At 44.8% G+C, this 15,074-nt stretch carries 14 protein-coding genes; 11 read left to right on the top strand and 3 right to left on the bottom strand.

From position 1 onward, the window contains the following. Window positions 1-196 precede the first annotated feature (196 nt). The 9 genes from ftsA (at window position 197) to ileS (ending at window position 9,720) form a co-directional block, all read left to right on the top strand. Window positions 197-1,579, top strand: a complete 1,383-nt coding sequence (gene ftsA, locus DYE66_RS09980) for a cell division protein FtsA (RefSeq protein ID WP_002996455.1) — start codon at window positions 197-199, stop codon at window positions 1,577-1,579. A gap of 19 nt (window positions 1,580-1,598) precedes the next feature. Continuing rightward, window positions 1,599-2,897 (top strand): cell division protein FtsZ, encoded by a 1,299-nt coding sequence (gene ftsZ / locus DYE66_RS09975; RefSeq protein WP_002997189.1) that lies wholly within the window; start codon window positions 1,599-1,601, stop codon window positions 2,895-2,897. Then, window positions 2,897-3,574, top strand: a complete 678-nt coding sequence (locus DYE66_RS09970; RefSeq protein WP_002996871.1) for a YggS family pyridoxal phosphate-dependent enzyme — start codon at window positions 2,897-2,899, stop codon at window positions 3,572-3,574. The genes ftsZ and DYE66_RS09970 overlap by 1 nt, the downstream gene beginning before the upstream one ends. A 9-nt stretch (window positions 3,575-3,583) precedes the next feature. Then, on the top strand, window positions 3,584-4,195 hold the full coding sequence (locus tag DYE66_RS09965; protein WP_002996614.1) for a cell division protein SepF: 612 nt from the start codon (window positions 3,584-3,586) through the stop codon (window positions 4,193-4,195). After that, window positions 4,195-4,446 (top strand): YggT family protein, encoded by a 252-nt coding sequence (locus DYE66_RS09960; RefSeq protein WP_044123726.1) that lies wholly within the window; start codon window positions 4,195-4,197, stop codon window positions 4,444-4,446. Before DYE66_RS09965 ends, DYE66_RS09960 begins: the two co-directional genes overlap by 1 nt. A gap of 2 nt (window positions 4,447-4,448) precedes the next feature. After that, window positions 4,449-5,234, top strand: coding sequence for a YlmH family RNA-binding protein (locus tag DYE66_RS09955; RefSeq protein WP_002997356.1), 786 nt, complete (start codon window positions 4,449-4,451; stop codon window positions 5,232-5,234). 11 nt (window positions 5,235-5,245) lie between these two features. Then, window positions 5,246-5,434 (top strand): DivIVA domain-containing protein, encoded by a 189-nt coding sequence (locus DYE66_RS09950; RefSeq protein WP_002997181.1) that lies wholly within the window; start codon window positions 5,246-5,248, stop codon window positions 5,432-5,434. A 146-nt stretch (window positions 5,435-5,580) separates the two neighbouring features. Beyond that, the gene (locus DYE66_RS09945; protein WP_002996868.1) at window positions 5,581-6,444 is read left to right on the top strand and encodes a DivIVA domain-containing protein; all 864 of its coding nucleotides are present in this window, start codon (window positions 5,581-5,583) and stop codon (window positions 6,442-6,444) included. 480 nt (window positions 6,445-6,924) lie between these two features. Continuing rightward, window positions 6,925-9,720, top strand: a complete 2,796-nt coding sequence (ileS, locus tag DYE66_RS09940; protein WP_044123725.1) for an isoleucine--tRNA ligase — start codon at window positions 6,925-6,927, stop codon at window positions 9,718-9,720. A 329-nt stretch (window positions 9,721-10,049) separates the two neighbouring features. Here the strand turns inward: ileS and DYE66_RS09935 are convergent, their stop codons facing one another. The 3 genes from DYE66_RS09935 to DYE66_RS09925 all read right to left on the bottom strand — a co-directional run bounded on the left by DYE66_RS09935 (window position 10,050) and on the right by DYE66_RS09925 (window position 13,380). Then, window positions 10,050-10,352 carry a DUF1827 family protein gene (locus tag DYE66_RS09935; protein WP_002996895.1) on the bottom strand — a complete coding sequence of 101 codons (303 nt, stop codon included), beginning with the start codon at window positions 10,350-10,352 and terminating at the stop codon, window positions 10,050-10,052. A gap of 64 nt (window positions 10,353-10,416) precedes the next feature. Further along, a complete protein-coding gene (locus DYE66_RS09930) occupies window positions 10,417-10,869 on the bottom strand; it encodes an NUDIX hydrolase (RefSeq protein ID WP_002997123.1) in 453 nt (150 codons plus the stop codon). 213 nt (window positions 10,870-11,082) lie between these two features. Further along, window positions 11,083-13,380, bottom strand: a complete 2,298-nt coding sequence (locus DYE66_RS09925; protein WP_044123724.1) for an ATP-dependent Clp protease ATP-binding subunit — start codon at window positions 13,378-13,380, stop codon at window positions 11,083-11,085. Window positions 13,381-13,590: 210 nt separating this feature from the next. Here DYE66_RS09925 and argF point away from each other — a divergent pair, with 210 nt between their 5' ends. Further along, complete coding sequence (gene argF / locus DYE66_RS09920; protein WP_002996892.1) at window positions 13,591-14,565, top strand: ornithine carbamoyltransferase; 975 nt, start codon at window positions 13,591-13,593, stop codon at window positions 14,563-14,565. Window positions 14,566-14,793: 228 nt separating this feature from the next. Next, the gene (locus DYE66_RS09915; protein ID WP_002996805.1) at window positions 14,794-15,024 is read left to right on the top strand and encodes a DUF1797 family protein; all 231 of its coding nucleotides are present in this window, start codon (window positions 14,794-14,796) and stop codon (window positions 15,022-15,024) included. The last annotated feature ends 50 nt before the right edge of the window (window positions 15,025-15,074 follow it).

Genomic DNA, 15,074 nt, shown 5'->3' with positions numbered 1-15,074 from the left:
TTCCTGAAAACAGACTTTGGTCTCGCTTTTTTGCTTTAGTTTTAGGCTACTAAAAGGATTAAGAATATATGACAAAAAATTGAAATTAAGCGCATTTTCCGTTTTTTTATGGTATAATACCTTCTGAATAACTCTGCCCAAAAAGGGGGGAGTCATTAGATAAGAAATAGATCGTAAAGTAAGTGAGGTCGAGTGAATGGCTAGAAATGGCTTTTTTACAGGTTTGGATATAGGAACAAGCTCGATTAAAGTATTGGTTGCCGAATGGGTTGATGGACAGATGAACGTCATCGGCGTGAGCAATGTCCCTAGTTCGGGTGTAAAAGACGGAATTATTGTTGATATTGAGGCAGCTGCCAATGCCATTAAAGAAGGTGTTGACCAGGCAGAAGAGAAGGCAGGCATCAGTATTGATAAGGTTAATGTTGGCCTACCAGCTAACCTTTTGCAGATTGAGCCAACTCAAGGCATGATTCCGGTTATCACAGAATCAAAAGAAATCAAGGATGAAGATATTGAACGGGTCGTCCAATCGGCCTTGACCAAGAGCATTACACCGGAGAGAGAAGTGATTTCCCTTGTGCCAGAAGAGTTCATTGTTGATGGCTTCCAAGGCATTCGTGACCCTCGTGGAATGATGGGAGTTCGCTTGGAAATGCGCGGCCTGATTTATACTGGGCCAAGCACTATTCTGCACAATCTTCGCACCACCGTTGAACGGGCAGGGATTCAAGTAGAAACGATTATTATTACTCCCCTCTCTCTAGCCAAGTCTGTCCTTAACGAAGGCGAAAGGGAATTTGGTGCCACTGTCATTGATATGGGTGGTGGTCAAACAACGGTTGCCTCCATGCGGGCTCAAGAATTGCAATACACCAATATTTATCCAGAAGGTGGTGACTTTGTCACCAAGGATATTTCAAAGGTTCTGCAAACCTCAATCCAAACCGCTGAAGCCCTCAAATTTAACTTTGGAACGGCTAACCTAGCTGAAGCTAGTACTAAGGAAACAGCCCAAGTTGAATGTGTAGGTAGTGATGAACCTGTCGATGTCTCTGAACGTTACCTGTCAGAGATTATCACAGCTCGTGTTCGTCACATTTTTGACCGTGTTAAACAAGATTTGGAACGCGGTCGTCTGCTAGACCTGCCAGGCGGAATTGTTCTGGTCGGTGGAGCAGCCATGCTTCCAGGTGTTGTCGAGTTGGCCCAAGAAATCTTTGGCACTCAAGTCAAACTTTATATTCCCAACCAAGTTGGTATCCGCAACCCAATGTTTGCTAATGTTATCAGCCTAGTTGAATACGTCGGTATTATGAGTGAGGTAGACATCATCGCTCAGGGTGCTGTCCTTGGCGAAGAGATGCTTCGTCGTAAACCAGTTGTGCCAGTTACTCCTCAAGTAGCACCACAACCAGCACAGCCTTCACCTCCGCAAGCTGCACCGCAGCCAGCTCAGGCTCCTGTTAATAATTTTTCTGTCCCAGAACCTGTTCAAAATGACAGTAAACAGGAAAGCAAGCCTAAGACCAAGGTGACGGACCGTGTTCGTAATATCTTCGGAAGTATGTTTGATTAATTTGAAGTGAGGAAATAAAATGGCATTTTCATTCGATGCTGCATCTGTCCAGGGTGCAGTTATTAAAGTTATCGGTGTCGGTGGTGGCGGAGGTAACGCTATTAACCGCATGATTGAAGAAGGCGTTGCAGGAGTTGAATTCATCGCTGCAAATACAGATATTCAAGCCCTGAGTTCATCAAAGGCTGAGACAGTTATCCAACTCGGCCCTAAATTGACTCGCGGTCTTGGTGCTGGAGGTCAACCTGAGGTTGGTCGTAAGGCTGCTGAAGAAAGTGAAGAAGATTTAAACGAAGCTCTTCAAGGGGCAGACATGGTCTTCATCACAGCTGGTATGGGCGGTGGCTCTGGTACAGGAGCCGCTCCTGTTATCGCTCGGATTGCTAAAGGATTGGGTGCTCTTACCGTTGCGGTCGTAACTCGTCCATTTGGTTTTGAAGGCAACAAGCGTGGTACCTTTGCGGTTGAAGGCATCAATGAACTCCGTGAGCAAGTTGATACCCTCTTGATTATCTCTAACAATAACCTTTTGGAAATTGTTGATAAGAAGACTCCTCTTCTGGAAGCCCTCAGTGAAGCAGATAACGTTCTTCGTCAAGGGGTTCAAGGGATTACCGACTTAATTACCAGCCCAGGCCTGATTAACCTAGACTTTGCCGATGTTAAGACCGTTATGGCCAACAAGGGTAACGCCCTGATGGGTATCGGTATCGGTTCTGGTGAAGAACGGATTATTGAAGCAGCCCGCAAGGCTATCTACTCACCACTCCTGGAAACAACTATTGATGGTGCTGAGGATGTCATCGTCAATGTTACCGGTGGTTTGGATATGACCTTGACTGAAGCCGAAGAAGCTTCTGAAATTGTCAGTCAAGCAGCTGGCCAAGGTGTTAACATCTGGCTGGGTACTGCTATTGATGAAAGCATGAAGGATGAAATCCGCGTGACAGTTGTTGCCACGGGTGTTCGTCCTGAAAAATTTGAACGTGTTTCAGGCGTTTCATCACAAAGAAGTTTCAAACAAGCTGGTCCCGCTAAGGATCAGGTTGCTCCTAGCAATGGTAGCTTTGAGCGTCGTCCAAATAATTTTGAGTTCGACATGGCTGAGCATCGTGAAATGCCTCAGGCAACACCACGCCAAGCTCAACCTAGCCAACAAACCTCTGCTTTTGGTGATTGGGACCTTCGTCGTGATAACATCAGTCGACCAACAGAAAATCAATTGGATAGCCAATTAGATGTTTCTTCTTTCTCAACTTCTGATGTGGATACCGGTGATGATGAACTTGAAACACCACCATTCTTTAAGAATCGTTAATGATGGATTTGCGTAAGAATAAAGATTTCGTCTATGAGCAGGTCGCCCAGGCTGCTTCACAAGCAGGTCGCCAGGTGTCTGATATTTCAATTGTGGCTGTCACCAAATATGTTGACAGCCATATAGCCGAGCAATTGGTAGACCTAGGGGTCAAACACATTGGTGAGAACCGTGTGGATAAATTTCTGGATAAATACCAAGCCTTAAAGGGTAAAGATGTCACTTGGCATTTGATCGGAAGCCTTCAAAGGCGTAAGGTCAAGGATATTATCAACTACGTTGATTATTTCCATGCCTTAGACTCTGTGAAATTGGCGGCAGAAATTCAGAAGCGAGCTGATCATACCATCAAGTGTTTCCTCCAGGTCAATGTCTCTGGGGAGGAGAGCAAACATGGTTTCGCTCCAGAGCAAGTTAATGAGGCTCTTGAGGAGCTGGCTAGCTTTGACAAGCTAGAAATTGTTGGGCTTATGACCATGGCTCCCATTGATGCTGATGAGCAAGAATTGGATGAAATTTTTAGACAAACCAATGCATTGAGACAAGAACTCAAAGAGAGAAAGATAAAGAATATGCCTTTCGATGATTTAAGCATGGGGATGAGCAGGGACTTTCCAATTGCCATCTCAAATGGCTCGACATTTGTTCGAATCGGAACATCATTCTTTAAAGAATAGGAGAGAAACATGGCTTTAAGAGACAGTTTTGAGAAAATCGTTTCCTACTTCGATACGGATGATGCGAATGAAGTAGAAGAAACTCAGGCTCCTGAACCAGCTGTTCAAGGACCAAGACCTGTGCGTCAACCCCAACAACAATCATCACAACCTCAACGCCCACAAAGACAAAAACAAGAAATGACACCACAATCATCTCGGCCACAAAGACCTCAAACATCCCAACAACGTCCGCAATCAGCTAGCCAAAATCGTGCCAGTCAAGAAAATGCAACACGACCAAGTTCCCGTCCTGCGGATGTATCAATTCCATCAGGTTCTGCTGGGACAACCATCGCCCTTAAGTTTCCTCGCAAGTATGAGGATGCCCAGGAAATTGTTGACTTGCTCATCAAACACGAATGTGTCCTGATTGACTTTCAATATATGTTGGAAGCGCAAGCCCGTCGTTGCTTGGACTTTATTGATGGCGCTAGCCGTGTACTTTACGGAAGTCTGCAAAAGGTCGGCTCTTCTATGTATCTTCTGACCCCTAAGGATGTTGTCGTAGATATGGAAGAAATGAACCTATCAAATGCAAACCAAGAGGTTTCATTTGATTATGATATGAAACGTCGCTAATGTCTGTTTTTATCATACTAGTTCTTCATAACCTCATCCGAATTCTCAGTCTCATCTTGGTTCTTTATGCACTTATATCTTGGTTCCCAGGAGCTAGAGACTCTGACTTCGGCCGACTGCTAGAGACTCTGGTTCAGCCCCTTGTCTCCCCTTTTCGTCGCTTCAACCTTCAAATAGGGGGACTTGACTTTACCTTGGTGCTTGTCCTATTTCTCCTGCAGTTTTTGGATAAACTTCTCTTTTACCTTTAATTATGGGCGAGATTGATATTTATCAGCACTTCCGCAAGGAAGAAAGAACCTTTATTGATAAGATGACTGATTTGGCCAAGAGGGTCCAAGATAACTATGTTTATCAGGTCACCGACTTTCTTGATCCAAGGCAGGTTAAAATTGCCAAGAGTGTCTTGGGGCAGATGGGACTGACCTATTATCTGTCTACTGATTTTTTAAAGACCGAGTATGCGAAAATTATCCTAGCTCCAGATTATTATGAGCTGGAGCTTGATGATTTTGAAATAGCCCTCTTGGAAATCAGCTACAATCCTAAATTCAACCACCTGACTCACTCCCAAATCATGGGGAGTTTCATCAATAAGCTGGGGCTGGAGCGGTCTGTCTTTGGGGATATTATTCTAGCTGACAATCGGGCGCAGATTCTGGTAAAGGATTCCATGGTTGCCTACTTTAGTTCGGTCAATAAAATTGGCCGAGCTGCTGTAAAAATTACCAAGGTTCCTTGGAGTCACTTGCTTGAGTCGGTGAATCATGCTAAAGAGGTTGATATACTTGTTTCTAGTATGCGACTGGATAAGGTCATAGCTTCGAGTTTCAAACTTTCTAGAAGCCTAGCAAGTAAGCTAGTTGAGCATGAGAAAGTCAAGCTCAATTATGGCCTGCTAACCAGGCCAGCAGAACTGCTGGAGTTGGGGGATTTGGTGAGCGTTCGAGGTTATGGTCGCTTTGAAGTCTTTCGGGACAATGGCCTATCTAAGAACAAAAAGCACAAATTGACCATAAGAAAGTACGCAAAAAAATAAGGAGATTAGCTTTGGCCTTGAGCGCTAACGATGTTGCCCAAAAAGTTTTCCAGATGAGTTTTCGTGGTTACAAGCAAGATGAAGTGGATGACTTTTTAGACATCATCGAACATGAATTGGACGAGAGAGATCGGGAAATTCATGAGCTTCGGTCAAGAGTCAGAGCATTGGAAAAGAAAGACGACGATTTTCTTCTTTAGAAGGAAGTCGTTACTAGTTAAACTTAGTTTCCCTTTGGGGTCACCCTGAATTGGGAGAATGGGTTGAACCACTTGGTGAAAACGAGTGAGACTAGTTTAGGATAGCAACCTGTAAAGGTTAAGAAAAAATAAATAAGGAGGGTGACATGGCACTAACAGCACTCGATATTAAAAACAAAACTTTTCACACAAAATTCCGCGGTTACAATGAACGCGAAGTTGATGCATTCCTTGATGATCTTGTAGATGATTTTGAAGATCTTTCTCGTAAGAATAAGGACTTAGAAGCAAAGATTAAAACCCTTGAGGAAAAACTGGTTTACTTCGATGAAATGAAGGAATCCCTCAGTCAATCAGTTATCTTGGCTCAAGAAACAGCCGAAAAGGTTAAATTCTCAGCTAATACGCAGGCGACTAACCTGCTCAGCAAGGCCAACTATGATGCTAACCAATTGATTGATGAAGCCAAGGCTCGCGCTAATAAGATTCTGCGTGACTCTACAGACGAAGCGAAGGCAGTGGCTATCGAAACTGAAGCTCTCAAGCGTCAAAGTCGGGTCTTCCATCAACGCTTGCTCAGTACCATTGAAGGCCAGTTGAATATGATTAATTCACAAGAGTGGAATGAGCTCTTGCAACCAACGGCTGTCTACTTACAAAATTCTGACGAAGCCTTCAAGGAAGTTGTCGGAAAAGTTTTGGATGATAATCAAGTACTGACTAGTGCCGGAGCTACTCCTGCAGTTGAACCTGAGTCTACTGATGATGCTACTCGCCAATTTACTGAGTCTGAGATGGCAGAATTACAACGCCGTGTCGAAGAAAGCAACCGCATTCTTGAAGAGACCCAAAAGCTTGACTTGGGTGAAATCTCTGCAGCTATTGATGCTGCAGCAGATAGCACGGCTCAGGTTGACCCTGCAATAACCATTCAGGATACTTCAGAAATGTCAGCAACTGAATTGGCTGGCGGTGAAGCCCAAACCTTCAAATTGAATATTCAAGACTAGGGCAAGGCCTTAGTCCATCGGAAAACACGAGTACTCCCTAATATTTCCAGCGAGCAGGCGATGGTGGAAGACCTGTAATCTCTTAGGAAGGACTTATCATTTCCTATTTTCCTAGCTGAAGCCTCATACTCAATGAAAATCGAAATTAGCCAAGGCAACGAACCGAAGACAGTACTGGAGTACGGCAAGGTGAGTTAACGACCGAAAATTTTGATTTTCGAAGAGTATTAGTAGGTTAGGAGGGTGACCCCCTTATAGTCACAAGAGGGGTGGTCTAGTCTAGGCCATCTGAACTAAGGTGGTACCACGAGCTTTCGTCCTTTCACAGACGAAGGCTCTTTTTATTTTTCTAATCCGTCTTGTAAGCCAGTTCAGGTCTAAAGAAGTTAGGCCTGAAAGTTTAGTCTTCATTGTCGGATATGAGACTTTTGCTAAGCTAGGATTAGAAAACTCACTTAACAATGAAAGGTGTTTTATTTTATGAAATTAAAAGAGACTTTGAATCTTGGGAAAACGGCATTTCCAATGCGGGCTGGACTTCCCAACAAAGAACCCAAGTGGCAAGCGGCTTGGGAGGAAGCAGATATTTATGGCAAGCGTCAAGAATTGAATGCTAAAAAACCTGCCTTCTTCTTACATGATGGCCCTCCCTATGCAAACGGAAATATCCACGTTGGGCACGCTCTGAATAAAATTTCTAAAGATATTATCATCCGCTCTAAGTCTATGATGGGTTACCGAGCGCCTTATAATCCAGGTTGGGATACCCACGGTCTTCCAATCGAGCAAGTCTTGGCTAAAAAAGGCGTTAAGCGTAAAGAAATTCCTCGGGCTGATTACCTAGAAATGTGTAAGGAATATGCGCTTTCCCAAGTGGATAAACAAAGGGAAGACTTCAAGCGTCTGGGTGTGTCAGCTGATTGGGAAAATCCTTACGTCACCCTGACCCATGACTACGAAGCTGCTCAAATTCGAGTTTTCGGTGCTATGGCTGACAAGGGTTATATCTATCGTGGTGCTAAGCCAGTTTACTGGTCTTGGTCGTCTGAATCTGCCTTGGCAGAAGCTGAAATCGAATACCACAACCTAGTTTCAACCTCTCTTTACTATGCCAATAAGGTTAAGGATGGCAAGAGCATTCTGGACAATGATACCTACATTGTAGTCTGGACGACAACACCATTCACCATTACGGCTTCTCGTGGCTTGACTGTCGGCGCAGACTTCAGCTATGTGAGTGTTCAGGTTGCTGGCGATGATCGCAAATTTGTCGTGGCGGAAGAACTCTTGGACGATTTGGCTGGACGATTTGGTTGGTCTGATTTTAAGGTGCTGGAGCGCTACTCTGGTTCCCAATTAGAATACATCACGACTGAGCACCCTTGGGATAGCCAAGTAGAAGAAGTTGTCATGGTCGGCGACCATGTTACCCTTGATTCTGGTACTGGTATCGTCCATACTGCTCCTGGATTTGGTGAGGATGACTATAATGTCAGCCTCAAATACGGTTTGGAAATCTCTGTCACCGTTGACAGTCGTGGTATCATGACTGAGGAAGCTGGACCTGATTTCCAAGGCCAATTCTACGACAAGGTTCTGCCAACAGTCCTTGAAAAATTGGGGAATTTGCTTCTGGCCAAGGAAGAAATCACCCACTCCTATCCATTTGACTGGCGGACTAAAAAGCCAATCATCTGGCGGGCAGTTCCTCAATGGTTTGCCTCTGTTTCTAAATTCCGTCAAGAAATTTTGGATGAAATTGAAAAAGTTGATTTCTTCCCATCTTGGGGTAAGACACGTCTCTACAATATGATTCGGGACCGTGGCGATTGGGTTATCTCCCGTCAACGGGCCTGGGGTGTACCTCTGCCAATCTTTTATGCAGAAGATGGCACAGCTATCATGACCAAGGAAGTTACCGACCATGTGGCCGATCTCTTTGCCCAGCATGGTTCAATTATCTGGTGGGATTGGGAAGCCAAAGACTTACTTCCTGCAGGCTTCAGCCATCCTGGTTCACCAAATGGCCAATTCACCAAGGAAACCGACATCATGGATGTTTGGTTCGACTCTGGATCTTCTTGGAACGGGGTCATGAATCAAAGAGAAGGTCTGGGCTATCCAGCTGACCTTTATCTGGAAGGTTCTGACCAGTACCGTGGTTGGTTTAACTCTTCCCTTATCACTTCTGTGGCGGTCAACGGTCATGCGCCATACAAGGCAGTCCTTTCTCAAGGATTCGTTCTTGATGGTAAGGGTGAAAAGATGTCTAAGTCCAAGGGCAATATCATTTCGCCAAATGATGTGGCCAAGCAGTACGGGGCAGAAATCCTCCGTCTTTGGGTAGCTTCTGTTGATACCGATAATGATGTGCGGGTTTCCATGGAAATTCTCGGCCAAGTTTCGGAAAGCTATCGGAAGATCCGCAATACCCTGCGTTTCCTTTTGGCCAATACCAGTGACTTCAAGAAGGAGCAAGCCGTCGCCTATGAGGACTTGCGCTCAGTTGACCAGTACATGATGGTTAAGTTCAACCAATTGGTTGCCACTATTACCAAAGCCTATGAAAATTATCGCTTTATGGACGTCTATAAGGCCGTTAACAACTTCTTAACGGTAGATTTATCTGCCTTCTACCTAGACTTTGCCAAGGATGTTGTCTACATTGAAGCAGCCGATAATTTGGCCCGTCGGCAAATGCAAACCGTCTTCTATGATATCTTGGTTAAGATTACCAAACTCTTGACTCCTATTCTTCCTCATACCTCTGAGGAAATCTGGTCCTACCTAGAAGATGAAGCTGAAGAATTTGTTCAGTTGGCTGAGATGCCTCAAGCAAGAAGCTTTGCTAACCAGGATAGCCTGCTAGAAGCTTGGGACGCCTTTATGACTTTCCGAACTCAGGCACAAAAGGCTCTAGAAGAAGCTCGTAACGCCAAGCTTATTGGTAAGTCACTAGAAGCGCACTTGACGGTCTACGCCAGCCCAGAAGTAGCTGCGGACTTGGCAGCACTCAATAGCGACCTGGCTCAATTGCTGATTGTTTCAGAACTGACGATTTCCCAAGAAGAAGCACCCGCAGATGCCCTTCGCTTTGAAGGTGTGGCCTTTAAGGTTGAGCATGCTGCTGGTCAGGTTTGTGATCGTTGTCGCCGGACTGATGTTACGGTCAAGGAACGCTCTTACGGCGTCACCATCTGTGACCACTGTGCGGATATTGTCGAAAACAATTTCCCTCAAGCCGTTGCTCAAGGCTTTGAAGTCAAGGCTAAATAAGACCTTGTATCATAAGAAAAAGCTTTACAGTCCGCCAGGATTGTAAAGCTTTTTTACTAGACTTTTTAAAAATCAGAGCTTGCCACCGTTGTACTCAATGAAAATCGAAAGCCCCGAGGTAACGGCATGGGTAATCGGACGTGGCACAAGGCCAACTCTCGGTGTCACAAAGGTTGAATAAGTTCAAGATGCAGCCAAATCTGCTAACCTTACCCTGACTGTACAAGAAGTCCTGCCGCTAAGTTCATTACCCTCAAGGACTTTTGATTTTTCTTGACTATCATAAACTGGCAAAAGAAAAAAGCCACTTATCCAAGTAGCCTTTGTCTTTATGCACTTGTTGGAATTGAGATTTCAATCAACTTTTCTGTGTGACTTGATTTGATTTTATCAGGGATAATAATATCAGGATCAATTTTCCTTTTGAAAAAGAATTCGCGAATGGTTTCTATTTCGCTATCCTTGATGGCCCGGTGCCGATTCGAAATCAGGAGCTCATAGTGACCAGGTGCTTTAGAAAAGACGACATCGCTGTTACCAGCAGAATAAACTTCAACTAATTCAGCATCGGTATTGCGCAGCTGATTACGAACAAGCGACGGGTGGCTGCTCGTTGTGTTTATTAGTCTCATTGAAGACCTCCTTGTGAACCTTGCATAGTCATATTATAGCACGATTTTTTGAAAAAAGTGGGAGTTAGAAAAAATTGTGAGATTTTTTCCATTTCTCAATGCCCCACTTGTGGCTACCTCTTTTTAGCTTTTCTAGAGCCTGGTCAATAGGGAACCAGGCTAGATTGTTGAAATCTTCTAGAGGTTTATCAACGGCAGTGTAGCGGGTTGCTTCGTAAATATAGGCAGGATTGTAGAAGTAGGTGTCGCGGTGGCTGGAATAAAAGTACTCATCGGCCTGACCGTAATACTCACCCAGCTCTGCCTTGAAGCCCAGCTCTTCAATCAGTTCACGTTCTAGAGCAGACAGCTGGTCCTCACCAGCTTCAATTTCACCACCCGGCAAGAACCAGGCTCCGTTTGGTGCCTGAACCAAGATGATTTTTGTCTGCTCTGGATTAGGGATAACGGCATAGACCCCATAGCGGGCGACATAGTCCTTGCCTGCCTCTTTTTGGCCAAATGTAGGAGTGGTCATAGGAATTCCTCGTCTCTAATTTCTTGAGTTTATTATAACACATGAAGGCAGACTAATTATTTTCTTTGGCTGAAAATCTTCTAAGTTCGCCTAATAGCCCGAAATTTTTTACTAATTAAGAGGTGAAAACTTCTTTTCTGGACTTGTGATAAGGTCTCTACTATAGGAAGCTAAAAAACCTGTCTCTAGCTAGGGACAGGCTTCTTGGTAGGGCTATTCTTTAAGGGACTTTTCCTCTTGGGTAGCTTGGCTGACTTTAGCAGCCTTGATGCTAATCTTACCGTTGGAGGTCATGACGGCCTTGAAGTTCTTTTCACTAGGATTTTCTAGGTAGAAGTCGGTAATGGCATCTTCGATATGGTCTTGGATGGTCCGACGTAGAGGTCTAGCTCCCATCTTAGGATCATAGCCGAGGTCAACCAATTTTTCCTTGACCTTGTCGGTAACTTCCAAATGAAGGTCATTGCTGGACAAGCGTTTGTTGACATCGTCCAACATGAGGTCGACGATATGGAGAAGGTTGTCCTTACTCAGAGCCTTGAATTCAATAATACCATCGAAACGGTTCATGAATTCTGGGCTAAAGAAGTTGCTCAATTCTCCAAGGACGGAATTGGTCCGACCTTCGCGGGCAGCTCCAAAACCGACAGAAGCTTCAGATTTACCGGTACCGGCGTTTGAAGTCATAATGATGATGGTGTCTTTGAAGCTAACGGTCCGACCTTGGCCATCGGTCAAACGACCATCGTCGAGAACTTGCAGGAACATGTGCATGACATCGGGATGGGCCTTTTCAACTTCATCCAACAGGATAAGGGAGTAGGGGTTGCGGCGAACCTTTTCGGTTAACTGACCAGCCTCTTCATAACCAACATAACCTGGAGGGGCTCCGACCAATTTAGCCACGGCATGTTTTTCCATGTATTCGGACATATCAAAGCGAATCATGCTGTCAGCTGATCCGAAGAGCTCAATAGCTAGTTGCTTGGACAGCTCGGTCTTACCGACACCAGTTGGTCCAACGAAGAGGAAGCTTCCAATTGGCCGATTTGGGGCACCGAGTCCGACACGATTACGACGAATAGCCTTGGCAATCTTATCAACAGCGTCATCTTGGCCAATAACCCGAGACTTAAGATCGTCTGCCAGATTAACCAGTTGGGACTGTTCTTTTTCTTTCAAATCACCGACTGGGATATTGGTCTTTTCTTCAACGATAGCCTCAATATGCTTTTCGGTGATGACAGGAATATCTTGCTCATCCAGTTGCTGGGACTGCATTTCCTTGTACTTGGCAATCTGATCGCGGAAGTAGGCGGCCTTCTCAAAGTCTTCTTCACGAGTGGCTTGAGCCTTGAGATTCTCAGCCTCGACCAAGCGTTGGTCAATTTCCTTAGGATCAACGAAATTGAGTGTCAGGTTCATCTTGGAACCGGCCTCATCCAAAAGGTCAATGGCCTTATCAGGCAAGAAGCGGTCCTGGATATAGCGATTGGAGAGAAGAGCCGCAGCTTCAATTGCCTCATCAGTATACTTAACATGATGGTAGTCCTGATACTTGGCTTGGATACCATGGAGGATGGTGATGGTTTCTTCAACGGAAGGTTCATCCACCTTGACAGGCTGCATCCGTCTTTCCAGGGCAGCGTCCTTTTCGATAATGCGATATTCATTGAGGGTGGTGGCACCAACCAGCTGTAGGTCGCCACGAGCTAGGGCTGGCTTGAGGATATTACCAGCATCCATGCTACCGTCAGACGTACCACCGGCACCGACGATTTCATGGATTTCGTCGATGAAGAGGATGACATCCTGGCGCTGACGGATTTCTTCCATCAACCTTTGCATCCGTTCCTCAAATTGACCGCGGATACCAGTTCCTTGAACTAGGCTGACCACATCTAAACGGATGACTTGCTTACTCTGCAATTTTTGCGGAACACTGCCATCGACAATCTTTTGGGCAAGGCCCTCAACAACAGCCGTTTTACCGACACCTGGCTCACCGATGAGAACAGGATTGTTCTTGGTCCGACGATTGAGAATTTCAATAACTCGGACGATCTCTTGGTCACGGCCGATTACAGGGTCAATGTCGCCCCTACGGGCCATATCAGTGATGTTGATTCCAAATTCATCCAAGATACCTTGGGCTTGTTGGGGCTGAGCTTGCGGTCTGCGGCCCTGATTGCCACCGCCGTTATTACCGCCTCGGTTACCACCATCGCCACCATTGCGTCCCGCCTGTGATTGGGGAGAATTTGGTAGGTCTGGGTTAAAGGCACGGAAATTATTGAGATCTCCGAAGAAATCGTCAAAGAATGAATCCATGGATTGGTTTTGATGGCTTTGAGGATTTTGGCTGGTTAAATTACTGTTGAGAATATTTTCTGGATCAGCCTTCATAATCCGGTAGCAGTTTTGACAGAGATCAATCTGCTTTTGCTGGCCGTTGACATTTGTATAGAGATGTATGCTCGCATCATTGAGCTTACAATTTTGACATAACATAGGAAACCTCCGATCTCGACCGATAGTCAATAATGGTCAAAATCTATGGTGTTATTATAACACTCAAACTATAGAAAGCAAGTAAAAAGATTGTTTTTTTAGCAGATGAAAAGCTAGAGTGCTAAAAGTGAATAAAATACAAAAACGTCTTGACATTTCCGCAAAATAAGGTAGAATAACTGTATAAAAATTCAGAAAAAGGAAAAAGATATGGCTAAATCATTTTTAAAAGAGATAGATTTCACAAAGGAAGAGCTCCTAGGCTTGATTGATTCAGCTGCCAAGTTTAAAACCCTCAAAAAGAAGAAGCAGGCGCATAAATATTTAGAGGGGCTCAATATTGCCCTGATTTTTGAGAAGACCTCAACCAGGACTAGGTCAGCCTTCACGGTTGCTGGACAGGACTTGGGAATGAATGTGACCTATCTGGGGGCTGGAGAAACCCAGCTGGGCAAGAAGGAGTCTGTGGCGGATACGGCTAAGGTCCTAGGCTCCATGTTTGATGGCATTGAATATCGGGGCTTTAAGCAGGAGGATGTCGAAACCCTGGCCAAGTATTCTGGTGTCCCCGTCTGGAATGGCTTGACCGACAGCTGGCATCCCACCCAGATGATTGCCGACTTTCTGACACTCAAGGAACATTTCGGTAGTTTAGAAGGCCTCAGCATTGCCTATGTTGGAGATGGTCGCAATAATATGGCTAATTCCCTCTTAGTTACTTCGGCTATTTTAGGGGTCAACTGTACCATTATTGCCCCAGAAAGCCTGCAACCAGAAAAAGCGGTTCTTGATTTGGCCAAGAAGCACAATAGTGGAGCCAAGTTAGAGATAACTGCAGATCCTGCAGCAGTCAAGGGTGTGGATATGATTTACACCGACGTCTGGGTCTCCATGGGGGAAGATGTGGACTTCAAGGAAAGGATTGATTGGCTCCTCCCCTACCAAGTCAACCAAGGTCTGCTAGATTTGGCACAAAATCCCGACCTCATCGTCCTGCACTGTTTGCCAGCCTTCCATGATCTCAACACTAGTATTGGTCAAGAAATTTACGACAAGTATGGCTATAGTGAGCTGGAGATTACTGATCAGGTCTTCCAGAAGTACAGCCCCGTTATTTTCCAAGAGGCAGAGAACCGCATGCATGCTATCAAGGCCATTATCTATCAATCTTATCAAGAGGATTAGGTCCTACCAGAAGAAATTCTTTCTAGGCTAATGGAGACCTTGCTTATCGAATTTCAGTAAAATGGGTAACTTCTAAGAGATAAATTTCCCTATTTAAGGCTTTGACCTATCTCATTTCCCTAGTTTATGGTAAAATAAGACTGATTAAAAGATAAAAGGCACAAGGGGATAAAGTAGTTATGGGGGAAATTTTTCCCACCCTCATGTGCTTAGCTAAGGAGAATCTACATGGAATCACATTTGGTGAGAATCATTGATCGTCTCAATTTGATGACGACAGATGGGGGTAATTTGAAAAGGAATTTCGAGCGTGATGGCCAAGTCGTTGCGGAAGTTTCTTTTGCCAATGATCCTGAAAATGGTCCAGTATTCACATTGCGTGATGTTAAAGCGCGTGAAACCTATACTTTCGATAGCATTGACTTGATTGCTATGGAAATCTATGACCTGCTTTACTAAGAATTATCAGAAAATCAGACTCTCCTAGTGGTCTGATTTTTTTGCTGTGA

The organism is Streptococcus downei MFe28, assembly GCF_900459175.1.
GTDB lineage: Bacteria > Bacillota > Bacilli > Lactobacillales > Streptococcaceae > Streptococcus > Streptococcus downei.
Note: the sequence above shows the minus strand (reverse complement) of the source record. Positions and strands in the feature narration are given on the sequence as shown.